We start from the raw sequence: 25456 nt of genomic DNA, 5'->3' as shown, positions 1-25456 counted from the left end.
GTATCCTCGCTTGTGCCACCGGGTGGCACCGAAATTCTACCGCAGATTGACAGGTTCTGGCCACAGATCAAGCACTTATGCGGCCGGCCTCGCCGGAAACGCGAGGCCGGCCTGTGGTACGCCGTCCGGGACCAGGCCCGGTGACGCCCGCCGGAGATTTTTTGCGACGGGCAGCGCGCCCCCTTTTCCTTGTCCGCTGTCAGGCGTAAGGCAGGGCATGGCCAGACAGATGACATACCCTGATCACAGCCGGGCGGTGCTGCGGCTGGGCCTGCCGTTGGTGGGTGGGCATCTGGCTCAGATGGCTATCAGCGTGACCGATACGGTCATGCTTGGATGGTACGGTATTGAGGCGCTTGCGGCGGTGACGCTGGGCTCGACGTTCTTTTTTACCCTGTTCATTTTCGGCTCAGGGTTTGCCTGGGCAGTGATGCCGCTGGTGGCGTCGTTTGTCGCAGAAGACGATCAGACGCAGGTGCGCCGCGCGACGCGTATGGGGCTGTGGCTGAGCATCGGGTTTGCACTTCTGGCTCTTCCGCTGATGATCACAGCTGAACAGTTGCTGCTCTGGACCGGTCAGAGCGCAGGTGTTGCCGCCGACGCAGGCGCCTATCTGCGCATCGCGGGCCTGGGTGTTTTCCCTGCTCTGCTGGTCATGGTGCTCAAATCCTACCTCGCGGCGCTTGAGCGTACGCAGATTGTGCTCTGGATTACAGTGCTGAGCGCCGTGGCGAATGGTGTGGCGAACTATGCCCTGATTTTCGGAAACTGGGGCGCACCTGAACTGGGGATCGCGGGGGCTGCGATCGCATCTGTACTCAGCCATCTGGTGTCACTGGCCGGCGTAGTTATCTATGTGCAGATCGCGTTGCCGGAGCACGCGCTTTTCAGAAGGTTCTGGAAAGCAGATCCTCAGATGATGGGCCGGGTTTTCCGGCTGGGCTGGCCCATCGGGCTGACAAACCTGTCAGAGACCGGGTTGTTCGCGGCTTCTGCGACAATGATGGGCTGGATCGGAACCGTTCCGCTTGCGGCACATGGCATTGCGGTGCAGCTGTCGGCTGTCACGTTTATGCTGCACGTGGGGCTGAGTAACGTGGCCACGATCCGGGCGGGCAACGCGCTCGGTCGGCGCGACCCCGCGCATATGCGGCGCGGTGCTCTGACGGTGACTGCGCTGTCCCTGATCACGGCGTCACTGACGATTGTGATCTTTCTGACCCTGCCCGAACCGCTTTTGTCGCTGTTTATGCAGCGTGACGAACCGCAGCGTGATGCAATCCTGCAGATCGGGACACTGCTGCTGATTACAGCTGCATTTTTCCAGCTGGTGGACGGGGCGCAGGTGATCGCGCTGGGGCTTCTGCGGGGCATTCAGGACACACGAGTGCCCATGATCCTGGCGGCAGTAAGTTACTGGTTGCTCGGTATCCCCTGTTCCTACCTTTTCGGATTTTACTTTGGCTGGGGCGGTGTCGGCGTCTGGCTGGGGCTTGTAGCGGGCCTCGGAATGGCAGCTGTGCTGCTTTCCCTCCGCTTCTGGAGATTTGCGCTGCCCCGGTTCCGCGAAGAAACAGACCGTCCATAATCCTCTTGACGCCCCGGCAGCACGGCCACAGTCTCATTCCGGACCTTAGGGAGGGACCGATGCAGAAAGACGGCTATGATAACCGGATAACGACAGCGTCGGCACGGGCTGCAGAGGCTTACGCGCATGCCACCAGCGTGATGCTGGCGGGGCAGTCGGGCATGGTTGAGGCTTTTGACGCGGTCACCCGGGAGGACCCGGGCTTTGCACTGGGCTGGATGGGGCTGGGACGGGCGCATCACGCCCTCGGGCAGGGCGCGGCGGCGCTTGCAGCTCTGGAGCGCGCTGAGGCGCTGAGCAGTGGGACAACAGACCGGGAAGCAAGCCATATCAACGCCTTCGGGCTTCTGCTGCGGGGACAGGGGCCGCAGGCATACCGGGCCATCAGGGCGCATACTGATGCCTGGCCGCGGGACGCGCTTGTGGCGCAGACGTGTTCGTCGGTGTTCGGGCTGATCGGTTTTTCCGGCAAGCCCGGTCGCGAGGCAGAAATTCTGGCCTTTACCGCCGGATTATTGCCGCACTATGGCGCTGACTGGTGGATGACCAGCCAGTATGCTTTTGCCCTCTGCGAAACCGGAAACATCGAAAAGGCCGACCAGATGATCGACCGGTCGCTGGCACAGAAGCCGGAAAATGCACACGGCGTGCACGTCCGCAGCCACATCTGGTACGAGGCCGGTGCGACAGATCAGGGGCTGACTTATCTGAACAGTTGGCTGCAAGGTTATGAAAACGATGGAATTCTCTATTCTCATCTCTACTGGCACGCCGCGCTCTGGTCGCTGGCGCAGGGTGATACAGAGGGCATGTGGACACGGGTGGATGCAGCTGTCGCTCCGGCGAGCGGATCTGCCAGTCCGGCGATCAATATCCTGACGGATACGGTGTCGATCCTTCATCGCGCAACGCTGGCCGGCGTGGCGGTTGATGACGGGCGATGGCAGGCTGTCAGTGCCTATGCCCGTCAGGCGTTTCCTGCCACCGGCAATGCATTTGTGGATGTCCACGCAGCGCTCGCGCATGCGATGGCAGGCGACGCGCCAGCCCTTGAGCAGATTATCACTGCTCCTGCCGGTCCGGCGGCGGATCTGGTGCCTGATCTGGCGGCAGGTTACCGGTCCATGGCTGCCGGGGACTGGTCCGAAGCCTCGGGCTCCATGATGCGGGCAATGGCAGATCTGGCCCGCATAGGTGGTAGCCGGGCACAGCGTGATATGGTCGAACAGAGCCTTCTGACCTGCCTCGTTCGCGCTGGCCGCGCACAGGAGGCCCGCGACATCGCAGCCCTGCGCAGACCCCTGCTTTCCTCAAGTATCCCTGCCTGATGTATCACATGAGGTACGCGGTGCAGCCCGTTGAATTTAAATGCTGTCGGGGCGCCATCCAGTCACTGTGGTGAGCAGTTCCCCGAGCACAGCGCGTAACCGTTCTGCCTTACCTTCGTCATATGTCCACGGTGGATTTTCCGAGGCGAGATACGCGCTCTGGGCGATTTCCATCTGAACAGCATGCACGCGCCGGGCAGGATTGCCATAGCGGCGGGTGGTCCAGCCTCCTTTGAACCGGCCGTCCACCACCACGGTGTAGTGACCATGTGCGCGGCACAACGCTTCTATGCGCGCGGTCAGCTTTTTGTCGCAGGATGCGCCGCTGGCCGTGCCAATGTTGAAGTCGGGCAGCAGACCGGTGAACAGCTTTGGGATATGTGATCGGATCGAATGACAGTCCCAGAGCACGGCAAAGCCATACTGCGACTGTACCCGCGCAATCTGCAGACTGAGGGCTGCGTGATAGGGCACATGATAGGCGGACCTGAGTGTCGCCATTTCGCGCGGTGTGGGCGGATCGTCCCAGATCCGCTGACCGTCGAAATCCGTCAGCGGCACGAGGCCGGTGTTGTGCTGCCCCGGATAAAGGGGCTGGCCGGAGGGATCGCGGTTGGCATCAGAAACGTACCGGTGAAAATTGGCCCGCACCGTTGTCGCGCCCGGTGCCAGACCACTGTAGAGCCGGTCGACGTGCCAGTCGGTATCACGCAGGGCCTGCCCGTTCGGGTTCAGTCGCCTGCGATAGATTTCGGGCACCACCGAGCAACTGTGTGGAAACGCCAGGATCAGCGGGCTGTCTCCGGGTGTGACATCTACCGGCAAGGCGCGTGCTCCTGTGTTCTGTTGTTGCGGTGGTGCGGGGCGTCAGGTGTCTTTTTTGGTTGTGTCGATATTCATCACAGAAAGAGCGCTCTGACCGAGATCAAATTTGGCAAAGGGGCCACCGTGGCACATCTGGCCGGGATCCGAGAGATCGGCAGGCGGTTCCTTTGCAAGTATTTCCGCAGCAAACTGTTCTGCGTTGTCTTTGGGCCGGTAGCCGAGAAAGGATGCCCGCGCATTGTCCACGGGGCGGCGGTCATTGTCCGATACGCCATAAATGACGGCAAAGCCTGTCGACGGTGTATCCACAGCGCGGGTTACCAGCTGGATCAGGTCGTCATAACTCAGCCAGGAGCCAAGCGCCCGGGCATTGCCAACCGTGGTGCAGCTGAGAATACGCAGATGGACAGACTCCATCCCGCGTTTGTCCCAGTACATACGTCCCAGATCCTCGGTGAAGCATTTGGCGAGCCCGTAAAAGGTATCGGGCCGGTGCGGCACTTCCGTATCGATGCATTCTGCCTTTGGATACATGCCGACCGCGTGGATGGACGAGGCATAGACAATCCTGCGGACACCGGTCTGATAGCCGGCTTCCCAGATGTTGTAGGAGCCGACAAAATTGGGGCCGAGCATCTCTTCGAAAGGTTTTTCGTCCACGATGGCACCAAAATGCACAACCATATCCGCACCCTCAACCACGGCGGCAATCTGGTCATAAGAGGCGAGATCAGCTTTTACGTAGGTCTCTCCGGGATACAGCGTGCCGATTTCGTCGGCGATGTCCGTGCTGACCAGGGTGTCGCACATAGCCGCCAGCGGCTCGCGCAGGTAAGAGCCGAGCCGGCCTGCGGCACCTGTTAGGACGATTTTCATGTGATACTCCTGTTCATTTATCAGATCACCGCTTTTTCCAGGAATTTTTCTCCTGCGAGTATGCGGCCTGCGCCAAAGGCCGAAAGGTCGATGCTGCTGTATGCACCGTTTGTGATCAGTTCGGCCAGCCCCCGGCCAAGTGCCGGTGCCTGTTGCAGACCGTGGCCGGAAAAGCCATTCAGGAACATAAAGTTGCTGACTTCCGGAGAAGCCCCGACAATTGCGTTCTGGTCGAGCGTGTTAAAGTCGTAGTGGCCGACCCACATATTGATCACCCGCACCCGCTCGAAAGCCGGAACGCGGGTGGCGATGATGGGCCAGAATTTCTCCTCCCACAGACCGTGATCGGCCACGAAGTCGTCCTGATCAACGGCCGGATCCTCATCCGCATGACCGCCCGCCATGTAATACCGCCCGTCGGTGCGGAAATGCACGCCCGAGGGATCGATCGTCAGTGGCAGATCCTTTTCCAGCGGTTCAGCTGCGTCAAAAATATAGGTGTAGCGTTTGCGTGGCTCGACCGGGACCTGGATACCTGCCATTTCGGCGACCCTGACACCGCGTGTCCCAGCGGCATTCACCAGAACGCCGCAGCTGATCACAGCCCCGGATTTCAGGGTGACACTGTCGATACGGCCTGCATTCTTTTGCAGCGATACGACCTCGTCATGGATATATTCGACGCCGTTGCGGGCACCCATCCGCCGGAACCAGTCGAACATGGTACCACCGTCGAAATAACCTTCGTCCACGGCGTTGTAGTTGCCGCCAACGATGTCATCGAGCTGGTAGAATGGCCAGGCTGCCGCGATCTCATCGCGGGTCATGAACTGCGTGGCGGCGCCGAGACCGGCCTGGATATTCTGGCTTTCCTGCAGGGTCTCTGCAAAGGCGGGCGTGTCGGCGAGATAAAGGTAGCCGAAACAGTGCATTGCCAGTTCCGGCACATCCGGATCGCCCCCCATATAGTCGCGGAAGTTGCGCACAAATTCTGCACAGAAACGCGAAATCGCGATGTTCACAGGATTGGAAAACTGCTGGCGCATACAGCTGTTGGTATGGCTCGTGGCCGCATTCTCATAAGTCGGATCACGCTCAACCACCAGGATACGGCCGCTGAACCCGGGTGTCTGGCTGAGCCACCACGACACGGAGGCACCGTACATACCCCCCCCGACGATCACCACGTCATAACTTTTGTTCTGTGCCGTCATATATTCCTGCCTGCGTTTTGAGACGGTTTCAGGAACACCCGATTGGGCGCCAGGTCAAGCGTTGTGATGCCTCAGCGGGCAAAAGGGGTATCCAGTGCGCGGGCGACCAGTTCCAGCCGGTCCTGACCATAGAACATGTCGCCATCCACAAAGTATGTGGGCGATCCGAACACTCCCGCAGCGATGGCAGCTCTGGTGTTTTCTGCGTGTTCGGCCTGAACAGCGTCCGACATGGCTGCGGCCATCAGGTCGCGTCCATTCATCCCAAGACCCTCGGCGAGTGCAGTGAGCGTGTCAGGATCGGCCATATCCGCGTCATCTTTCCAGTGCGCCTGGAGGATGGCACGTGAGAGCGCCCCGGCATCGCCTCCGGCATTCTGTGCGGCAATGATAATCCCGTTCCCCGGTGCAAGCGGGTTGTCGTGATATGTCGGCCGGCGTCCGGTGATCGCCAGGTTGCGGTATTCAGCCCAGCGGGCGATTTCGCGCCCAAAGAAATAGGCGCGGTGGGCGGTGCTGCGTTCCCGGAAAGGCGTGCTGCCGGCAGCCTGCATCACCGGGTCCAGGTCAAACGGCCGGTGTATGATCCGGGCCTGTTTTTCTGCGGCGATCTCTTCGAGCCTCCAGGCGCCGAAGTAGGCAAAAACGGAATGGCAGCTGTAGAAATAGTCAATGGTCTTCATAACGCTCACCTTTCTGAGCCAGGGCACGGGCGTCTCGCGCCAGCATTTCGATAATTGCTCGCCAGCGGTGGCTGTCGCCTGGGTTGGAGGCATTGCCCTCAAGGCCGCGCCGGTAGACGCCCTGCAGGATCGCAAGCAGGCGGAAATAAGAGAAGACGAGGTAGAAAGCCCAGTTGCGGGGCCGGTCAATCCCCCGCCGTTCGCAGTAACTTGCCACGTATTCGTCCTCATCCGGCAGGCCCGCGTCGTGACGGTCGACACTGCCGAGGCCACGGAAATCGCCCTCATAGGGCAGGCGCCAGTGCATGGACTGATACGCCAGGTCCGCCAGTGGATGCCCCAGGGTGCTCAGTTCCCAGTCGAGCACTGCCGCGATTTCCTCGCGGTCCGGGTGAAAGATAATGTTATCAATACGGTAATCGCCGTGCACGATGCTGTTTTCGCCATCATCCGGCACCATGTGATCATCCAGCCAGGCCATCAGCCAGTCGGCATCAGGCAGTGGGTCAGTGGCGCTGTCGCGATACTGCCGGGACCAGCGTGCGACCTGGCGTTCGAAATAGTTGCCCGGCCTGCCGAAGTCGGAAAGGCCCACTGCACCGGGGTCGACACGGTGCAGCCGCGCCAGGGTCGCGTTCATGGCATTATAGATACGACGTCGCGCGCCGCGTTCCTGATCGGGCAGGGCCGGGTCCCAGAAGATCCGCCCCTCAATCAGCTCCATCACCATAAACTGCGTGCCCAGCGGGCTTTCTTCGCCAGAGAGAAAGAACACCTTTGGCACGGGTACTCCTGTCCTGGCCAGTGCCTGCATGACCCGGTATTCCCGGTCGACTGCATGCGCCGATTTCAGCAGTTTGCCGGGCGGTTTGGCGCGCAGTACATAAGCTTCTGACCCGCTGAGCACCCTGTATGTCGGATTGGACTGACCGTCAGAGAATTTTGTAATGTCATCGAGGGTGGAGAATCCCCCGACGTTTTCCTGCAGGCAGCGTTCCAGATCAGACCGGTCAAAACTGTGCATCGTGTTTTCCCTTCCGGCCCATGGACAAGTCCGTGCGATCTAAGCAAGTCTGGCGGCGCGGGGAAAGCCCCGTCATGCGCGCGGGAGGAAATGCAGTGGATATGAACTTTAGGATGCGACCGGAAAACCGGGCTCTGCTGGAACGCGTGGCACAGATGATCCGCGATGAGGTGATGCCGCTGGAGGCAGAATACCATGCCGAGGTCGGCACGGGCGACCGCTGGGCATATACCGCCCGGCAGTCTGAAATTCTGGAGGGGCTGAAAGCGAAAGCAAAGGCAGAGGGTCTTTGGAACTTCTGGCTGACAGATTCCGAACGTGGTTTCGGGCTCAGTACAGTTGAATACGCCTATTTTGCCGAAGAAATGGGGAAAACACCTCTGGCCGCGGAGGTGTTCAACTGCTCAGCCCCGGACACCGGCAACATGGAAGTTTTTGAGCGTTATGGCACGCCGGAGATGAAAGAGCGCTGGCTTGCGCGACTGCTCGAAGGAGAAATCCGGTCTGCCTATCTGATGACAGAGCCCGACGTGGCGAGTTCTGACGCCACGAACATTGCGATGTCCTGTGTGCGGGACGGAGACGATTACGTGCTGAACGGCGAAAAATACTGGGCAAGTGGTGCGGGTGATCCGCGCTGTGCGGTGTACATTGTGATGGTGCAGACCGGCGACGATGACGCGCCCAAACACCAGCGTCATTCAATGATTGTCGTCGACGCAAAAACGCCGGGTATTGAGATCCTGCGTCCGATGCTGGTGTTTGGGCATGATGATGCACCACACGGACACATGCACATCAGGTTTACAGATGTGCGTGTTCCCGCAAAGGACTTGCTGCTGGGCGAGGGGCGCGGATTTGAAATTGCCCAGGGGCGTCTTGGGCCAGGCCGTATTCACCACTGCATGCGCTCTGTCGGTCAGGCCGAGGCGGCGCTTGAACTGATGTGCCGGCGCTCGCTTCAGAAAGAGGCTTTTGGCAAGCCGCTGGTGCATCTGGGCGCGAATTTCGACATTATCGCCGAGGCCCGGATGGAGATCGAGATGGCGCGGATGCTGTGCCTGAAAGCCGCCTGGATGATGGATCAGGGCGATGCTCGCGCTGCGGCCCCCTGGATCAGCCAGATCAAGGTGGTCGCGCCACGCATGGCGCTCAAAGTCATTGATGAGGCGATGCAGATGCACGGCGGGCAGGGGATCAGTCAGGACACGCCGCTGGCCATGGCGTGGACCTGGCAACGCGCGCTGCGGTTCGCAGACGGACCGGATGCGGTACACCGTCGCCAGGTGGCCCGTGCCGAGTTGCGCAGATACACGCAGCAGAAGATCTGACCATGCTGGTTGTTTGACAGCGGCGCAGGTGGTGCCCTAAATGCCGCCTGTCCCGGGGGGAGCAGCGATGAACCGCAAAAAGATCGAAAAAATGATCACCAGAACAGCTTTGCGCGATAAAACCGCGTTTGAGGCGCTTTACGATGCGACCAGTGCGAAACTTTTCGCGGTTTGCCTGCGTGTCCTGAATGACAAGGCCGCGGCCGAGGACGCGATGCAGGACGCCTATGTGAAAATCTGGAACAACGCAGGGCGCTACAGGGCGAACGGGCTGAGCCCGATGACCTGGCTGATTACCATTGCCCGTAACACGGCGATTGACCGGCTGCGCGCGCGCAGGGCCGGACACATGGACCTCGATATTGTGGAAACTGTGCTGGCAGCACCCGGGCCGACGCCGGAACAGGCCGCCGTTGCCGCCTCAGAAGCGAAGAAACTTGTAAAGTGCCTCGACGGGCTCGAGCAGAACAAAGGTGAAGCGGTGCGCGGGGCCTATATTGACGGACAGAGCTATGCGGATCTGGCCGCGCGTTTTGACGTGCCTCTGAATACCATGCGGACGTGGCTCCGCCGGGGTCTGATCGCGCTTCGGGAGTGCATGTCCGCATGACTGACACACCCGATACGCCGCAGGATGAGATGGGCCCGCACAATGAGGATATGCAGTTCATCGCTGCCGAATATGCGCTGGGTCTGACACCGCCCGAAGATGCCGGAATGGTTCAGGAATCGCTGCGTTCTGATCCGGCCTTTATTGCAGCCGTGGCGCAGTGGCAGGAAAGGTTCGCTGTTCTTGTCGACGACATCAAACCGGTCCGGCCGCCGCGCCGGGCACGTAAGCGCCTGAAGCACAGGCTTTTTGGGGCCGAGCGCCGACCATTGCTTCAGCGTGCCGGCACGTGGCAGCTGATCAGTTTTGCAGCCCTTGCCGTGGCTGCCTGGATCAGCCTGAATGATCTGACGGTTGATGTGGGACCGGATATTCCGTCCTTTGCAGCCCAGCTGGAGAACGCCGATGAGGGTCTGACGATCCTGGCTGTCTACGACCCGTCACGCGGCGGCATTGTCGTCAGTCGCACAGCCGGAGGCGCGCGCGATGGCCGTGTCCTGGAAATCTGGGCCATGGCCGAGGGCGCCGAACCGGTTTCTCTGGGCGTGTTGCCGGACACGCTTCAGGTCTGGGTGCAGATACCCGACGAACTGGCGCTTCAGGCGGCCTCTCTGACGCTGGCCGTTTCAGATGAACCGCCCGGCGGCTCTCCTACCGGAGCACCTTCGGGAGACATTCTGGCCGCCTCCGCCGTTTCCGGGCTGTAAAATTCCCGAGCATTGTGAAACTTTCTATCCCGGCATTTCGTTACTCTGAATGACCGGGCGCAGAGGAAGACTGTGGCTCGGGTTAAAGAGTGTTGCGGTTTAAAGTAACCGGGCAGGCGATGCATGCGGCATTTGCCTGTCCGCCCCACCTGGATCGCAGGAAATTGTCACTTATTGTCAATAATGTTGGCGATTGCAGTCGATTGAACTCCCCGGATGGGCGGGTTTACGAAAGCTTATCTGCTGCCTTCTCTGCCCGGTCTCGCCATAAATGCGCCCTTTCCGTGCATCGATGTGTCGTTTTCTGAATTGAGATCAGACGTGTTTCGCTTCACAGTTCTGCCATGCGCACTCCTGTCATCGACAACCTGCAATATGCCCGTTTCTCACCCCGGATTTTCGCGCAGATGCGCGAGGGCGGCGTTGATGCGGTGCATGTAACCATCGCCTATCACGAGAGCTTTCGCGAGATGGTGCTGAACCTCGAGCAGTGGAACCGCTGGTTCGAGACGCACCCTGATCTGATCTTCAGGGGCACCACTGCGGCTGATGTCGTGCATGCACAGGAAACGAACCGGACCGCGATCTTTTTCGGTTTCCAGAATCCCAGCCCGATCGAAGATGATATCGGGCTGGTAGAAATCTGCCATCAGCTGGGTGTGCGTTTCATGCAGCTGACGTACAACAATCAGTCGCTGCTGGCGACAGGGTGTTACGAAGACGACGATACCGGTCTGACGCGCATGGGGCGACAGGTGGTGAAAGAGATGAACCGTGTGGGCATGGTCGTCGACATGTCCCACTCCGCTGAACGCTCCACGCTGGAGGCCATCGAGCACTCGACGCGACCGATTGCAATTACTCATGCCAATCCGCACTGGTGGCACGCGGCATTGCGCAACAAGTCCGACGCAGTTCTTCGCGCGCTGACGGGGTCAGGTGGAATGCTGGGTTTTTCGGTATATCCACATCATCTGGCCGGTGGCACCGGCTGCACGCTGGAAAGTTTCTGTGGCATGATTGCAGAGGCAGCCGAACGGTATGGCGCGCGGCATCTGGGGATCGGCACCGACCTGTGCCAGGATCAGCCTGACAGTGTTGTCGAGTGGATGCGGGTGGGGCGCTGGTCAAAGGTGATTGACTATGGTGAAGGCTCGGCCACAAATGCCGGGTTCCCGCCGATGCCGTCCTGGTTCGCGGACAACCGTGATTTCGGCAATATCCGCAATGGTTTGCTGGCTGTCGGGCTGTCCGAAGACGATGTAAATGGCATTATGGGTGGCAACTGGCATCGGTTTTACTCCGAAAGCTTTGGTCCGGCATGAGAGACTTTCCTGATATCCCGCAGGTACCGCTGCGCCCGCCCGGCAAAGTGATGCGGCTGAGCCGTATGGGTTCAATGTTTCCGACGCGCCTTTCGTTTCTGCGCACGCTGATCCGCCGGTTGTCTGACGAGCAGGCCCGGTTGACGCGGCCGGTCTGGAACATCTGTGCACAGGGGTTCGGACACGCGGTTTATTCCATCGATCTGGGCGGACACCGGTATTCGCTCGTCGCTGTTTCGAATGATCTGCCGGCAGATGCGCGCACCGACAGAGTGATCGCAACCGCCTGGGACACGGCCTATGTGCTCTATGACGGGGTGCCCGATACAGCAGAGATTGCGCGCATCTGTGACGCAGCTCCGAAACAGGAGGCCGCACGGTTCACGGAGCGTGACCTTGTGCTCAGCCGCGCCAACAAATCTGTGCGCCTGTTTGGCCATGTCGTTGACCGGCTGAGGTCGGGAAAACAGCCCGACGAGGCGCTGGTACGCAATACCGGCTATCTGATGCGTACCACGGCAGTTTACGGGAATGGAAAGTTCGGGATCGCCGACCGGGCGCTTTATGATGAGCGCCCCGGTCTTGATGGTCCCTTCATGGCAGAGATGCTGACGGTCTGGATGATCAGACATTTTACGCATGACCTGGTGGAACACATTGGGGGAGCCAGGCTCGACAGACATTTGCGGCGGCACCTGGGGATTGGCAACTCCACCGGCCTGGGAATGGCTCCGTTTCTCGTCAATCACCCCGTGTTGCTGAACAACTGGGTCATGGCGCGTGAGACGGCGCTTGCGCGCGCACGCGCCGTGACTGCGCCGGATACTGCTGTGCGCGACAGGCTGTGTGATCTTGCCCGGCGGGCAGGGCGCCATCTGGCTGAATGGCAGGTTCCCGACGCAGAGCACCAGGGGCGGATAGACCGGCTGCAACGCGACTGGCAGGGCCGGATGGCGCAGATTCTGAACCTGTCACAGACCGCTGATGCGCCGGGCGAAGCGCTTGTCGCACTCTGTGAGAGCGGCAGTGAGGATCTGCAGGAGCTGATGGCTGCTCTGGTCATTGAGCCATTCGGAGATCTGGTTGACGGGCTGAGCGACTGCATGAGCGATCCATTCGGCGCAATGGTGGTACCATTCTCCGGTACCGCCGCACTGCGCACAGCCATCGACAGGGAATTTGGCTGGGCGCTTGGGGTCGATTATGCAGGCAGGGAGAACTGCGGGCAGTTCTGGTATGTCAGTGCGGCCAAGCAGGAACCGCGGCTGGGACTGCGTTTTGAAGAGCAGGGTGCTCAGAAGGAAAGCCCACTGGATATAGCGCGCCGTATCAGTGCATTGCGTGGCGATCTTGAGACAAAGGATGAACCTGTTTCTGCCTTTCTGGGTCGGCACCCAGAGCATGCTCTGGCAGCGTTGCGTGTCGCCCTGGGCGGGCGCTACCCCTATGCAGAGATACAGGACAACCTGATTGCGGAAACCTGCCTGCCAATAGACATGTTGCGCTGCAAGCTGTCGTTTTTTGGCGCGTCAAAGTTTGATCCGAAGTCTGACCGCTGGACGCGTATCACGCTGTGTCAGGGGGCTCCACTGGCAGACGAGCTCGGACCCGGTGCTGACGACTGGTGGTTGCCGGTCTTTGCCGGGTGAGCTGGTCGGCGTCAGAGATCGCGGCGCTGGCAACCAAAGCTGCGCGCGGTGCGGGTGCGCCCGCAGGCCAGGCCGCGCGGTTCGGGGAGGCCGCTGCTTTCTGCCTGATGACCGGCGGCGCACCGGCCGCGCTGGAGGCAGCGCTGGCGGCAGTGCCGGCTGGCGGCCCGGTGCTGGATCTGCCCGCAGCGCTGGACGGCATAATTGCCCGGCAGGGGGGTGAGCTCAGAAGTGACGCCCCCGCCATCCTGATCAGGGCATATGTCGCCGTTTTGCCGTTTGCGGCAGATGCCACAGAAACGGGGCATGGTCGCTGGAAAATAATGGTCGATCTGACCCGCCCGTCACCGCGCCCCACGCCGCGCCGGATATCGGGGTGCGATGGGCTGATCGCCTGCATGTCGGAACTTGCGGCCCGGACTTTTGTCCCGGAGAGCGAGGCATCAAGAGCAGCGGGTGCCGGTGCGGGGCTCAACGACAACGACTGACCTGCTGGGGGTCAGGCGCCGAAGGGGTCCGTCGGATAGGTCACATGGCGCAGATACAGACCTTCGGGCGGGCTGACCGGGCCACAGGCCGCTCGGTCGCAGGCTTCCAGCGCGCCGCGCACCTGATCAGAGTGCCACGCACCGTTCCCGACCCGTTCCAGCGTTCCGACGAAACTGCGGACCTGATTGTGCAGAAAGGACCGCGCGCGCACATCGAAATGCACCTCGGGGCCAAAGGGGGTCTCAACCGCGGCAACATCGAGCCGGTCCAGTGTTTTCACCGGGCTGTCCGCCTGGCAGATGCTGGAGCGAAACGTGGTGAAATCATGCCGCCCGATCAGATGCGCGGCACCTGCGCGCATGGCGTCGACGTCCAGCTCATGCCTGACCTGCCACACCAGCCCGGCCTGATGCGTCGCCGGTGCGCGGCGCATCAGAACGCGAAAAAGATACTGTCGCCCGGTCGCGGAAAACCGGGCGTGCCAGTCATCGGCGACCCGCGCACAGGCCGTGACCGCCACCGGAGCTGGTTTGAGATGGTAGTTCAGAGCCTCTGACAGGCGAAACGGATCCCAGTCGCGGGCCATGTCGCAATGGGCGACCTGTCCAAGCGCGTGCACGCCCGCATCTGTGCGGCCGGCTGCAGCAATTGTAAAAGGTCCGGGCTCCAGGCAGGCCAGCGCGGTTTCAACGGCTTCCTGCACCGTGGCCGGTCCTTTCTGGCGCTGCCAGCCGGCAAAGGGTTTGCCGTGGTATTCGATTTTCAGCGCGTAGCGGGGCATGGCGAGGCCCCTAACGCGCCGCAGCGGCTGCGTCAAATGCCTTTGCGGGCTGGCGTGTGCCAGGCTGGGCGCCTATGTAGGGGGCAGTAAACAGAGCAGAGGCAGTCGGGCTTTGGTGATCTCCACACTCGCCGATACGGTCCTGCGCCAGGTTGAAACGGTGCAGGATACGGTCAGCGAAACGCTGTTTGAACCGGTCGTGCGGATAGGCGTGACCGGGCTGGCGCGTGCAGGAAAAACAGTTTTTATCACGTCGCTGGTGGCCAATCTGCTGGAGCGCGGACGCATGCCACATCTGGTTGCGGCATCTGAGGGCCGCATCGAGGCCGCCTTTTTGCAGCCGCAGCCTGACGATACCGTGCCACGGTTTGAATATGAAAGTCATCTGAGCAACCTGACAGCGCGCGAGCCGCGCTGGCCGGACAGCACGCGCGCGGTTTCCGAGCTGCGCCTGTCGCTGCGGGTGCGGCGGGGCGGCATGCTGGCGGGGCTGCAGGGGCCACGCACGCTGCACGTGGACATTGTGGATTACCCCGGCGAGTGGCTTCTGGATCTGGCATTGCTCGACAAGAGCTATGAGGACTGGTCAGCAGCAGCACTCGCACGGATGTCGACACGACCCGGGGCTGATGCGTGGACGAAAGTGCTGGGCGCTACCGATCCGGAAGCGGCGCTGGATGAAACCCATGCGCAGGCGCTGGCAGCCGCGTTTACCGAATGCCTGACCGCCTCGCGGGATGCCGGGTTTTACGACTGTACGCCGGGGCGTTTTCTGTTGCCTGGTGATCTCGCAGGTTCGCCGGTGCTGACCTTTGCGCCGCTGCCCGGATCTGGCACTGCGCCGCGCGGCTCGCTGCGGCGCGAAATGGCCCGCCGGTTTGAAGCGTACAAAAAATCTGTCGTGCGTCCTTTCTTTCAGGAACATTTCGCGCGGATAGACCGCCAGGTGGTGCTGGTGGATGCGCTGGGGGCCATCCACCGTGGTCCGCAGGCAGTCGAGGACATGCGCGGGGCAATGACCGACATCCTGGGGGCGTTCCGACCGGGCAGAAATGCCTTTCTGACCCGGTTATTCCAGGGGCGGCGGGTCGAAAAAATTCTGTTTGCAGCAACCAAGGCAGATCACCTGCATCACAGCCAGCACGGGCGGCTGACGGGGATAATGCGGGCGCTGGTGCGTGAAGCCTCTGAACGGGCCCGCTTTGCCGGAGCGTCTACCGAGGCGATGGCAATCGCATCGCTGAGGGCGACCACAGAAGACACCATGACGCATGATGGCGCGGAAATCGGTGTTGTCCGGGGACGGCTGCTGGAGACGGGAAAGCTCGCGGCTTTTTATCCGGGCGCTCTGCCCGAAGATCCGGGCCAACTGCTGACACCGGCGCGGGAGGGCGCGCAAAAGTGGCTCGATGCGGACTATCGTGTGATGAATTTCGCACCCCAGCCGCTTACTTTGCGCTCTGCCGGCGGGCCGCCACATATCCGGCTTGATCACGCGGCCCAATTCCTTTTAGGGGATAGGCTATGACTGAACTGCACATAACGGATGCACGCAGCCTGGATGCGGGGGCCATCGGGGACATTCTGTCAAAGACGAATGACCAGATGCCCTGGCTGCCGCGCGTGCACACTGCGGCGGAAGAGATCCGCTATGCCGGCGATATGATCGAGGCAGGCTGGGTGCGCGTCGCAAAAAAAGACGGGCGCGTGGTGGGTTTCATCGCCCGCTGGGAAGCGGATGTGCATGCGCTTTATGTGCTGCCCGACGCGCAGGACGAAGGTGTGGGCACGGCGCTGCTGGAGGATGCCAAATCCACCTGCGCGCAACTGAGCCTGTGGAGTTATGCCGCCAACACCGGTGCCACGCGGTTTTACGGGCTGCGCGGTTTTATCCAGACCGACCGGACGGACGGCAGCACCAATGATGCCGGCCTGCCGGATATCCGGTTTGAGTGGTCGCGGGACCAGCGCTGATGGCGCGCGGTCCGGTTCTGATTGATCTCGAAGACGAACAGACTGAGGCGTCGGTTGCGGATGCACCGCCCGTACCCGACGTGGCCGGGGCGCTGCCACAGGGACAGGCTATGCAGGTCGCCACCCGTATTGCAGCCCGACCGCCCTCGCGGCTGGGGCGCTGGTTTCTGGGACTGGCGGCGGCTCTGGTCGGGGCATTTGCCTCACTTGCGGCATGGGATGTGGTCAACGGACTGATTGAACGTAATGCTGTGCTGGGATGGGGTCTTGCCGGGCTCGCCGGTGCCTTTCTGTCTGTTCTGCTGCTGGTGGTGCTCCGGGAACTGGCGGCGATCGGGCGGCTGGGCCGGATTGACGGTCTGAGGCGGGCAGCGGATACGGCCCATGCCAGTCAGGACCTGAAAGCGGCAGGCAAGGTCACACAACAGCTGGTTGCGCTTTACAAAGGCCGCGAAGAGACCCGGTGGGGCCGGGAACGTTTTGCAGATCTTGCAGGTGATCAGCTGGATGCTGACGCTTTGCTGCGCGTCGCTGAAACGGAAATTTTGATGCCACTGGATGCCGTGGCCTCCCGTGAGGTCGAAGCGGCGGCCCGTCAGGTGGCGACAGTTACGGCGCTTGTCCCACTGGCTCTGGCGGATGTTGTTGCAGCTCTGGCGGCAAATCTTCGGATGATCCGGCGTATTGCCGAAATCTACGGCGGCCGGGCAGGGGTGCTGGGCAGCTGGCGGCTTGCGCGCGCTGTGACCGCGCACCTTGTTGCAACGGGTGCTGTTGCGGTGGGCGACGATATGCTGGAATCGGTGCTGGGCGGATCGCTGCTTGGCAGACTTTCCCGTCGCTTTGGCGAAGGCGTTGTGAATGGTGCGCTGACGGCCCGGGTGGGGGTTGCTGCAATGGAAGTCTGCCGTCCTCTGCCGTTTGGCACTGGAAAGCGGCCGAAAGTGCGCGATATCATCAGAAACAGTCTGAGCGGTCTCTTTGGGTCTGGAAAAACCTGAGCGGGTTGCTCTTCGCGGTGAGGAGTGACCCATGGAAAGTTTTGCTGCCGATCTGAAGACAATGGTGCGCACGCCGCTTGAGGCCGCGCATGTCACGATGATGCGGCGTGTCGGCACAGTGATAAAGTTCAGCGCGGGTGAGATGGTCCAGGAGCCGGGCCATGCGACCGAACTATTTCACTTTGTACTGCAGGGAGAGGTCGAAGCGGTCGACCCGCGGACGATGACGCGGATGGGGAGTGCGACGCTGGGCCCGTCACAGTTTTTCGGAGATCTGCAGTTCCTCTCCGGCGGTGTGTCTCTGGCAGGCGCGCGGGCGGTTGTGGACAGCGAATTGCTGTGTGTGCCGCGCGATGCGATGCTGCAGCTGATGTCGGATGTGCCGGAGATGAGCGACATAATCGTGACGGTTCTGGCCGCGCGACGACAGCGCGCGCTGCGCGAATCTGACAGCGTGCTGACGCTGATTGGACCGGAGATCAGCCGCGACATACGACAGGTCGCCGGTTTCGCTGCGCGCAACCGCATTCCCTATCGCGAGATTGCCGCAGATTCTGACGAGGCCATGGAGCTTGCCGCGCAATGCGGGATCGACCGCGCGCATCCGGGTGTTCTCTTTGGCAGAGAGCGCAAGATTGACCCACCCACGCCACGCGCCGTGGCCGAAGCACTGGGTATGGACCTCAGGCTGGGCGAAGCCGGAACGTTTGACGTGCTGATCGTAGGTGGTGGTCCCGCAGGTGTCGCCTCGGCCGTCTATGCCGGTGCAGAGGGCCTGCGCGCGCTGGTGCTGGAGGACCTGGCGATTGGCGGGCAGGCTGGCACGTCGAGCCGGATTGAGAATTACATGGGTTTCCCTACTGGTATTTCGGGTGGCGATCTTGTCGGACGCGGAGAAGTGCAGGCGATGAAATTCGGCACGCGTTTCTCGGTGCCGCGGCGGGTCGAGGCATTGCACCAGTGTGCCGAGAAGTATTTCCATGTGACACTGGATGATGGCCAGGAAGTATCTGCGAAAGCGCTGATCGTTGCTACCGGTGTTCAGTATCGCCGGATGCCGCTCGAGGGTCTGGAGCGGCTGGAGAACGCGGGCGTTTACTATGCAGCGACAGAGGTCGAGGCGCGCTGGTGCCGCGACAGCGAGGTTGCCGTGATCGGCGGCGGGAACTCTGCCGGGCAGGCGGCCATGTTTCTGGCGCGCACAACACGACATGTGCATGTGCTGGTGCGTGGCGACGGGCTGGCCAGTTCGATGTCGGATTATCTGCTGCAGAGGCTCGAAACACATCCGCGGATCACCATTCACACGCGCACCGAGGTCTGTGCACTGCACGGAGAAGAGCAGCTGGAGGCGGTGACGATCCGTGACAAAAATTCCGGGCAGAACTGGGATCTTCGGACCTCATCGCTTTTTGTGATGGTGGGTGCTGCACCCAATACCGGCTGGCTGTCGGGACTGGTCGACCTGGATGCAAGCGGGTTTGTCTGCACCGGGGCCGAATGTGGTGGGCGGTCCCAGTACGAAACGTCGCTGCCCGGGGTGTTTGCCGTGGGCGATGTGCGGGCCGGGTCGGTAAAGCGGGTGGCGTCCGCAGTGGGCGAGGGATCGGTCGTGATGTCAGAAGTCTGGGCCCACGTGAACCGGTGACGCGGCTGCGCCCCCGGTGCGGACCGGCCTTTCCCCCGGCGTACGTCCGGTGAGAAGAAGCGCTGTCTTTGGTCTTGTCGATTTTGACACGCCTGCCTATAAGGCCGCATGTTTTCGTCATGCACGATCATCATACGAATTATTTCCCCGGCGCTCTGATCCATGAGACGCCGGGCCAGGGTGCTGAGTTGCTCGCGCCGACCTGCTATTTTTCCGTGAACACCACCGATCCGAAGGACGCCCGAAATGTGCGCCGATACGCCTCAGTCTCCCGACTATAAATCCACTCTGAACCTTCCCCGCACCGATTTTCCGATGCGCGCTGGCCTGCCCCGGCGCGAACCCGGCTGGCTGGAACGCTGGGAAGAGATGGGGGTCTATGACCGCCTGCGCGAAAAGGAAGGCCGTGCGCCCTTTACGCTGCACGATGGCCCGCCCTATGCCAACGGCCATCTGCACATCGGACACGCGCTGAACAAAACCATCAAGGATATGATCGTGCGCTCGCACCAGATGATGGGATTTGATGCGCGCTATATTCCTGGCTGGGACTGCCACGGTCTGCCGATCGAGTGGAAAATCGAGGAACAGTACCGCAAGAAGGGCAAGAACAAAGACGAAGTTCCGATCAACGAGTTCCGCGGCGAATGCCGCCAGTTCGCAGCAGGCTGGGTCGACATCCAGCGTGAGGAATTCAAACGTCTGGGCGTTACCGGCAACTGGGCTGATCCTTATCTGACGATGAACTATCATGCCGAGCGCGTGATCGCCGAGGAATTCATGAAGTTCCTGATGAACGGAACCCTCTATCAGGGGTCAAAACCGGTGATGTGGTCGCCGGTGGAGCAGACGGCGCTGGCCGAAGCCGAGGTGGAATACCACGACAAGGAGAGTTTCACCGTCTGGGTGAAGTTCCGTGTCGTGGGTACCGGTGATGCCACGCTGGACAGCGCGCAGGTGGTGATCTGGACAACGACGCCATGGACCATGCCGTCCAACAAGGCTGTGGTTTACGGCGAGAACATCTCCTATGGGCTGTACGAGATCACGGGTCGCCCTGAAGAATGCTGGGCGCGCATTGGTGAGCGCTATATCCTGGCGGACGCCCTTGCTGCCGATGTTCTGGGCCGCGCGCGCCTGGATGAGACGATGTACAGGCGTCTTTGCGATATCACCAATGAAGATCTGGAGAAGATCAGTCTGCAGCACCCACTTGCCGGCGCAGAAGGTGGCGAGGGCGAATGGGATGATATCCGTGATTTCCGGGCCGCAGAATTTGTAACCGATACCGAAGGCACAGGCTTTGTTCACTGTGCGCCTAGCCACGGTATGGAGGAATATGAACTCTACCGCGAGCTGGGCATGCTGCAGCAGGTGATCACGTACAACGTCAACGACGACGGCCGTTTCCGTGATGATCTGCCGTTTTTCGGGGGAAAGGCGATCCTGAAGCCCAACGGCAAAGAGGGCAACGCCAACGCCGCTGTCATCGACAAGCTGGTCGAGGTCGGCGGGTTGCTGGCGCGCGGCAAGATCAGGCACAGCTATCCGCATTCATGGCGGTCCAAAGCGCCGGTGATCTATCGCAATACGCCTCAGTGGTTCGCTGCTATCGACAAGCCGGTAGGGGATGGACAGGACATGCATGGCACCACAATCCGGGAGCGTGCCCTGACCGAGATCGACAACGTAAAGTGGACACCGCAATCGGGCCGTAACCGCCTGCATTCGATGATGGAAGTACGCCCCGACTGGGTACTGTCGCGTCAGCGCGCCTGGGGTGTACCCCTGACCTGCTTCACGAAAAACGGGGCGCTGCCCACGGACGATGACTATCTGCTGCGCAACCCTGAGGTAAATGCGCGGATCACTGAGGCTTTTGAAGCCGAAGGGGCGGATGCCTGGTACGAGGAAGGCGCCAAAGACCGGTTCCTTGGCGGTATCGTGAACCCGGACGACTACACCCAGGTGATGGATATTCTGGATGTCTGGTTTGATTCAGGCTCTACCCACGCCTTTACCCTCCGTGACCGTGCGGACGGCACCGAGGACGGTATCGCGGATGTCTATATGGAAGGTACCGACCAGCACCGCGGCTGGTTCCATTCTTCGCTTCTGCAGTCTGTGGGCACCACAGGCCGCGCGCCTTACCGAAACGTGGTCACGCATGGAATGACGCTCGACGAAAAGGGCTTCAAGATGTCGAAGTCGATCGGCAACACGATCGTGCCGGAAGAGGTGATCAAACAGTATGGTGCGGATATTCTGCGGCTCTGGGTGGCCCAGACGGATTACACGCTTGATCAGCGGATCGGGCCGGAAATCCTGAAGGGAACAGCCGACAGCTATCGCCGTCTGCGCAACACGATGCGTTATATGCTGGGGTCGCTGTCCGACTTTTCTCAGGCGGATCGCGTGGAGCCGGCGGATATGCCGGAACTGGAGCAGTGGGTACTGCACCGTCTGGCAGAGCTGGATAAGACCGTTCGTGACGGATATGCGCGGTTTGACTTTCAGGGTGTCTGGCAGGCGGTCTTTACCTTTGCCACCGTGGATCTGTCGGCATTCTACTTCGATATCCGCAAGGACGCGCTTTACTGCGACGGCGATACCGTCCAGCGGCGCGCCGCGCGCACTGTGCTCGATCTGCTGTTTCACCGCCTGACCACATGGCTGGCGCCGATCATGGTGTTCACGATGGAAGAAGTCTGGCTGGAGCGGCTCCCGGGCGATGACAGCTCGGTGCACCTGGTGGATTTCCCCGAAACGCCGGGCACCTGGCTCAATCCGGATCTGGCCACAAAATGGTCCGGCGTGCGGTCCGTACGCCGTGTCGTGACCGCCGCGCTGGAGATTGAGCGAACGAACAAGGTCATCGGCGCCTCGCTTGAGGCGGCTCCCACAGTTTTTGTGGCCGATGATGCGCTGCGTGCGACGGTTTCGGCTCTGCCATTCGGTGATATCTGTATTACGTCACAGATCACCGTCAGCGGTGAAGCAACCCCGTCGGATGCTTTCACTTTGCCCGAAGTGCCAGGCGTGGCTGTGGCATTTGCCCGCGCCGAAGGTGAAAAATGTGCGCGTTGCTGGAAGGTGCTGCCCGACGTCGGCAGTCACAGCCACGCGGGCGTCTGCGGGCGATGTGACGAGGCTCTGGCATGAACAGCAGGAGCGAGGTCTATGGCACTGCGCAGCGTGCTATTTCAGATCTGAAAGCCGCCGTTCACTTCGTTCTGACTGACGCAGAAAACAAAGGTCAGGACGGTCTCAGAAATGTGGATGTCGGAAAGGCACTCGGTATTTACATGGGTCATGTGGAACATGTCGGGCATATTTCCCGTACACTGCTTGCTATGATGGAAGCTGAGGGCGTTGCAGAGCAGGACGAGAATGGCAAAATGTGGAGGCTGAAGCGGCATCCGGAATGAGTGCCTGCCCGCATCGTCGGTTCTATTTGGTTGCGGCTGCCCGATAGGCGCGCCAGTGGTCCGCAAGATCCGCGTGCCTGCCGATCAGCCAGGATCTGACTTCTCCTGCCTTGTAGCCGTCCGCGTCGCGTACGGAATACCCCTCTCCCTTGTGCAGGCCCGCGCGGATATCGAGGTAAACGTGCCGGCCGTTAGAAGCTGCAATCTTAGTGCTCCAGTAGCTGCCATCGCTGAAACGGATGTGCTCGAAGAACGGGCCATTGCTCAGCCAGCCTGATGTGTAGCTGGTGACGGAAATCGCATCGTCGTCCTCGCGTTGCGCGACCGCACCGGCCCGTGCACGCAGCTGCACCAGGCGCTGAACCGCAGCACTGGACTGTGCCCGTACCGACATTTTCCGGAGCGAAACACCTGGTGCTGCCCGGCTTGCAGTGGGCGAATGGCGCGGTCTCCGGCTGGCGGGTGCAGATTTTCTGAGCTGGGTCACGGTGGTCGTCCTGTATCCTTTGATACCACTTTAGCGCGCAATTCTGAACGGCGCTACACCTTGAGTACCAGACCCGTTCTGCTGCGTGCCCTCAGCCGCCGTCGACCTGCCGCTGATAGTCGTCTGCATCAAACCAGCCCTTTGAGGCCAGAACCTGCATGTCTGGCCCAAGGTCCCATTCCTCCCAGCCACCAACCTTGCAGTGATTGCCGGTTTCCGCGTGGTGCCCTTCGAGCGTCCAGAGATAGATCATATGATCGCCACCCGCGCGGATGCCGTCGCAGGTCAGATGCAGATCAGGGAATTCAGCGTGAAACCCCGCGGCCATGGCTTCCAGTGCGGTCCGGCCTTTGTGAGGATCTCCGCGGTTGATCACAATGCTCGCCTCCGGGGCAAAATGACCGGCAACCCGGGCTGCGTCCTTTGAATTCCACGCGGCTGTATAGGCGGCTGCCTTTTCTTCCGGCGTCATGTGAAATCTCCTTTTTTTAAATGCCGGGTCAGAGTGACGGCTTGCGATTGCGAAATCCAGACAAATCAGACCGATGGTTCAATGCACAGGTTTCGGGTTGAACGGACAACGTTTCCCGGCCAGCATCAGTGCATGGGCCAAATCACTGTGGATACGCAATTCGGATCGCTGGTGCTCACCGAGGTCGGTGGCGAGATCACCCGCCTGACATGGGGCAGGGCAGAAGAGGAGACGGCCTCAGAGGTTCTGACTGAAGCGGCCCGTCAGTTGCGCGCCTATGATGCGGGTCATCTGGAAGAATTCGACCTGCCACTGCGCGTGGGCGGATCAGAGTTTCAGCAGGCCGTCTGCACTGAAATGCGCGCAATCCCCTTTGGCGAAACCGTGACCTATGGCGATATCGCCAGACGGTTGTCAGCGCCTGCGCAGGCGGTCGGGGGTGCCTGTGGCGGGAACCCGATTGCGATCATCATTCCCTGTCACCGGGTGATGGGCGCAAAAGGCCTGACGGGTTTTTCAGGGGCGGGCGGTGTGGAGACAAAGGTCGCATTGCTGCGCCATGAGCGGGCAGGCGGATTTCTGATCTGACGCGGCTCAGATGTCGCGGGCCGGAATGATCTGCTGTGCGATGCCGGCAAACGTCAGATAGACGCTGGAGATGACCAGACCCCAGTGTGCCCAGCTTTCAGGGTGAAAATCGACCCAGGCGGCCCAGCCGGCAAAAAAGGTCCAGGCAATGGCCATGGGCAGCGTGATCAGCCGCCAGCGCTCGGTCCGGACCGGGTGCACAAATTTCAGCGGCAGGAACATTGCCACGGCCAGCGCGCTGACCAGCGCCAGGCTGACCCAGAAATTCGGTTCAAGCGCAAAGATAACCAGCACCAGCATATTCCAGCATCCCGGAAAGCCTGAAAACGAATTATCCTTTGTTTTCATGCGCGTGTCGGCGAAATACATTGCGCTGGCAAAGGTTATGATGATGATCGCAAACCAGCCCGTCCAGCCGTCCATCAGTCCCGATTTGAAAAGGGCGAAGGCCGGGATGAAAACGTAGGTCAGATAGTCAATGATCAGGTCCAGCAGCACGCCGTCAAATTCCGGCGCATTTACCTTTACATGGTATTTACGGGCCAGAGGTCCGTCGATCCCGTCCACGAAAAAGGCTACGACGAGCCAGAGGAACATCAGGTCCCATTTCTCGTCGACGGCGGCCAGCATGGCCAGCATTGCGAAAACAGCACCCGTTGCCGTCAGCAGATGTACGCACAGGGCGCGGAACCTCACAGTCATGCACGCTTCTTGCCGCAAGCGCGCAGGGGATGCAAAACAAAAAGGCCCGCAGCGCTGTGCCGCGGGCCTTCGGTGATCTGCTCCGGAGGGCTCAGTTGCTGATGCGGACGTCCTCGACCGGATAGGCCAGATAGTCCTGATCTTCCCAGGCGGTATGGCAGTCATGGCAGAAGGCCTGCTTGAATTTCATCGGCTTGCCGTTTGGCTGAAGCCCGCCATAAACCCAGTCGTTCGTTTCAGGTGCTTCGCCGGCGGCAACCTTGGTCATGATAAAGAGCGGACCCGGGCGCGCGGTCTTTTTCTTTTTGGAGAACGTGACACTCTCTTTGGCGAGTACTGAACCAACCGGCATCACGACACCTTCTTCCTCGAATTTCAGGTACTGTTCTGCGGCAATATCATTGGCGAATGTCAGCAGAGCGCGTTTGCTGTGCGCCCCCTGAACGGCGGGTGCCGTCGCGGTGACAGCCCAGGTCCGGTATACCGAGCCGACTTCATCGCCCTCTTTTGCATAACCTTCGGCCATCTTGTCCTTGACGCAGTCATAGAGCGCTTCGACTTCTGATTGCTCCAGATCAAAGGGATCCTCGGCGTTGTAGGCGCAATCGGCTGCAGAGGCGCTGCCTGCCAGTGCGGCGAAACATGTGGCTGCCAGAATGGTTGCTGTGTATTTCATGATTTTGTCCCTGTGGTCGCGGTTGTATGCAATTGTATGCTGCGTGGAAC

The 25456-nt window shown here is 60.8% G+C and carries 25 protein-coding genes; 15 read left to right on the top strand and 10 right to left on the bottom strand.

Translation table 11 applies throughout. The features are described 5' to 3' along the window. Positions 1–217 precede the first annotated feature (217 nt). Both Q0792_RS16475 and Q0792_RS16470 read left to right on the top strand, forming a co-directional pair. Complete coding sequence (locus Q0792_RS16475; RefSeq protein WP_298843262.1) at positions 218–1588, top strand: MATE family efflux transporter; 1371 nt, start codon at positions 218–220, stop codon at positions 1586–1588. A gap of 59 nt (positions 1589–1647) precedes the next feature. Further along, on the top strand, positions 1648–2916 hold the full coding sequence (locus Q0792_RS16470) for a tetratricopeptide repeat protein (RefSeq protein ID WP_298843259.1): 1269 nt from the start codon (positions 1648–1650) through the stop codon (positions 2914–2916). Positions 2917–2952: 36 nt separating this feature from the next. Here the strand turns inward: Q0792_RS16470 and hutG are convergent, their stop codons facing one another. The 5 genes from hutG to Q0792_RS16445 form a co-directional block, all read right to left on the bottom strand. Continuing rightward, the gene (hutG, locus tag Q0792_RS16465) at positions 2953–3741 is read right to left on the bottom strand and encodes an N-formylglutamate deformylase (RefSeq protein ID WP_298843256.1); all 789 of its coding nucleotides are present in this window, start codon (positions 3739–3741) and stop codon (positions 2953–2955) included. Positions 3742–3783: 42 nt separating this feature from the next. Beyond that, on the bottom strand, positions 3784–4617 hold the full coding sequence (locus tag Q0792_RS16460) for an NAD(P)-dependent oxidoreductase (protein ID WP_298843251.1): 834 nt from the start codon (positions 4615–4617) through the stop codon (positions 3784–3786). A gap of 20 nt (positions 4618–4637) precedes the next feature. Then, a complete protein-coding gene (locus Q0792_RS16455; protein WP_298843248.1) occupies positions 4638–5831 on the bottom strand; it encodes an FAD-binding oxidoreductase in 1194 nt (397 codons plus the stop codon). A 71-nt stretch (positions 5832–5902) separates the two neighbouring features. After that, positions 5903–6514: a 2-hydroxychromene-2-carboxylate isomerase gene (locus Q0792_RS16450; protein WP_298843245.1), complete on the bottom strand. Its 612-nt coding sequence runs from the start codon at positions 6512–6514 to the stop codon at positions 5903–5905. Then, the gene (locus Q0792_RS16445) at positions 6501–7538 is read right to left on the bottom strand and encodes a phosphotransferase family protein (RefSeq protein WP_298843242.1); all 1038 of its coding nucleotides are present in this window, start codon (positions 7536–7538) and stop codon (positions 6501–6503) included. Before Q0792_RS16445 ends, Q0792_RS16450 begins: the two co-directional genes overlap by 14 nt. A gap of 95 nt (positions 7539–7633) precedes the next feature. Here Q0792_RS16445 and Q0792_RS16440 point away from each other — a divergent pair, with 95 nt between their 5' ends. From Q0792_RS16440 to Q0792_RS16415, 6 genes are all read left to right on the top strand, one after another. Beyond that, a complete protein-coding gene (locus Q0792_RS16440) occupies positions 7634–8869 on the top strand; it encodes an acyl-CoA dehydrogenase family protein (RefSeq protein ID WP_298843240.1) in 1236 nt (411 codons plus the stop codon). Positions 8870–8936: 67 nt separating this feature from the next. After that, on the top strand, positions 8937–9479 hold the full coding sequence (locus tag Q0792_RS16435; RefSeq protein WP_298843238.1) for a sigma-70 family RNA polymerase sigma factor: 543 nt from the start codon (positions 8937–8939) through the stop codon (positions 9477–9479). Beyond that, positions 9476–10186 carry an anti-sigma factor gene (locus Q0792_RS16430; protein WP_298843235.1) on the top strand — a complete coding sequence of 237 codons (711 nt, stop codon included), beginning with the start codon at positions 9476–9478 and terminating at the stop codon, positions 10184–10186. The genes Q0792_RS16435 and Q0792_RS16430 overlap by 4 nt, the downstream gene beginning before the upstream one ends. 344 nt (positions 10187–10530) lie before the next feature. Further along, entirely contained in the window at positions 10531–11511 is a 981-nt protein-coding gene (locus tag Q0792_RS16425; RefSeq protein ID WP_298843232.1) for a membrane dipeptidase, read from the top strand. After that, positions 11508–13160: a hypothetical protein gene (locus Q0792_RS16420; protein ID WP_298843229.1), complete on the top strand. Its 1653-nt coding sequence runs from the start codon at positions 11508–11510 to the stop codon at positions 13158–13160. The genes Q0792_RS16425 and Q0792_RS16420 overlap by 4 nt, the downstream gene beginning before the upstream one ends. Continuing rightward, entirely contained in the window at positions 13157–13648 is a 492-nt protein-coding gene (locus Q0792_RS16415) for a DUF3726 domain-containing protein (RefSeq protein ID WP_298843226.1), read from the top strand. Before Q0792_RS16420 ends, Q0792_RS16415 begins: the two co-directional genes overlap by 4 nt. Before the next feature lie 11 nt (positions 13649–13659). Here Q0792_RS16415 and truA read toward each other — a convergent pair whose 3' ends face one another. Beyond that, positions 13660–14430 carry a tRNA pseudouridine(38-40) synthase TruA gene (gene truA, locus Q0792_RS16410; RefSeq protein WP_298843223.1) on the bottom strand — a complete coding sequence of 257 codons (771 nt, stop codon included), beginning with the start codon at positions 14428–14430 and terminating at the stop codon, positions 13660–13662. A gap of 112 nt (positions 14431–14542) precedes the next feature. Here truA and Q0792_RS16405 point away from each other — a divergent pair, with 112 nt between their 5' ends. The 6 genes from Q0792_RS16405 (at position 14543) to Q0792_RS16380 (ending at position 22481) form a co-directional block, all read left to right on the top strand. Further along, positions 14543–15958: a YcjX family protein gene (locus Q0792_RS16405; protein ID WP_298843220.1), complete on the top strand. Its 1416-nt coding sequence runs from the start codon at positions 14543–14545 to the stop codon at positions 15956–15958. After that, positions 15955–16404: a GNAT family N-acetyltransferase gene (locus Q0792_RS16400; protein WP_298843217.1), complete on the top strand. Its 450-nt coding sequence runs from the start codon at positions 15955–15957 to the stop codon at positions 16402–16404. Before Q0792_RS16405 ends, Q0792_RS16400 begins: the two co-directional genes overlap by 4 nt. After that, the gene (locus Q0792_RS16395; RefSeq protein WP_298843212.1) at positions 16404–17405 is read left to right on the top strand and encodes a YcjF family protein; all 1002 of its coding nucleotides are present in this window, start codon (positions 16404–16406) and stop codon (positions 17403–17405) included. The genes Q0792_RS16400 and Q0792_RS16395 overlap by 1 nt, the downstream gene beginning before the upstream one ends. Positions 17406–17436: 31 nt before the next feature. Next, entirely contained in the window at positions 17437–19053 is a 1617-nt protein-coding gene (locus tag Q0792_RS16390; protein ID WP_298843209.1) for a cyclic nucleotide-binding domain-containing thioredoxin-disulfide reductase, read from the top strand. A gap of 246 nt (positions 19054–19299) precedes the next feature. Further along, positions 19300–22215: an isoleucine--tRNA ligase gene (gene ileS, locus Q0792_RS16385; protein WP_298843206.1), complete on the top strand. Its 2916-nt coding sequence runs from the start codon at positions 19300–19302 to the stop codon at positions 22213–22215. Next, a complete protein-coding gene (locus Q0792_RS16380; RefSeq protein ID WP_298843203.1) occupies positions 22212–22481 on the top strand; it encodes a hypothetical protein in 270 nt (89 codons plus the stop codon). Before ileS ends, Q0792_RS16380 begins: the two co-directional genes overlap by 4 nt. A 22-nt stretch (positions 22482–22503) precedes the next feature. Here Q0792_RS16380 and Q0792_RS16375 read toward each other — a convergent pair whose 3' ends face one another. Both Q0792_RS16375 and Q0792_RS16370 read right to left on the bottom strand, forming a co-directional pair. Then, positions 22504–22968, bottom strand: coding sequence for a hypothetical protein (locus tag Q0792_RS16375; protein ID WP_298843200.1), 465 nt, complete (start codon positions 22966–22968; stop codon positions 22504–22506). 91 nt (positions 22969–23059) lie between these two features. Continuing rightward, a complete protein-coding gene (locus tag Q0792_RS16370) occupies positions 23060–23440 on the bottom strand; it encodes a nuclear transport factor 2 family protein (RefSeq protein ID WP_298843198.1) in 381 nt (126 codons plus the stop codon). Positions 23441–23572: 132 nt separating this feature from the next. Here Q0792_RS16370 and Q0792_RS16365 point away from each other — a divergent pair, with 132 nt between their 5' ends. Next, positions 23573–24028 (top strand): methylated-DNA--[protein]-cysteine S-methyltransferase, encoded by a 456-nt coding sequence (locus Q0792_RS16365; protein WP_298843195.1) that lies wholly within the window; start codon positions 23573–23575, stop codon positions 24026–24028. Positions 24029–24034: 6 nt separating this feature from the next. Here Q0792_RS16365 and Q0792_RS16360 read toward each other — a convergent pair whose 3' ends face one another. Both Q0792_RS16360 and Q0792_RS16355 read right to left on the bottom strand, forming a co-directional pair. Further along, positions 24035–24730, bottom strand: a complete 696-nt coding sequence (locus Q0792_RS16360; protein WP_298843193.1) for a CDP-alcohol phosphatidyltransferase family protein — start codon at positions 24728–24730, stop codon at positions 24035–24037. Between the two features lie 91 nt (positions 24731–24821). Then, positions 24822–25406 (bottom strand): cytochrome P460 family protein, encoded by a 585-nt coding sequence (locus Q0792_RS16355; protein ID WP_298843191.1) that lies wholly within the window; start codon positions 25404–25406, stop codon positions 24822–24824. Positions 25407–25456 lie beyond the last annotated feature (50 nt).

Origin of the sequence: uncultured Roseobacter sp., assembly GCF_947495025.1 — a bacterium.
Lineage (GTDB): Bacteria > Pseudomonadota > Alphaproteobacteria > Rhodobacterales > Rhodobacteraceae > Roseobacter.
The sequence above is the reverse complement of the archived record's forward strand: the minus strand, read 5'-3'. Positions and strand labels throughout refer to the sequence as shown.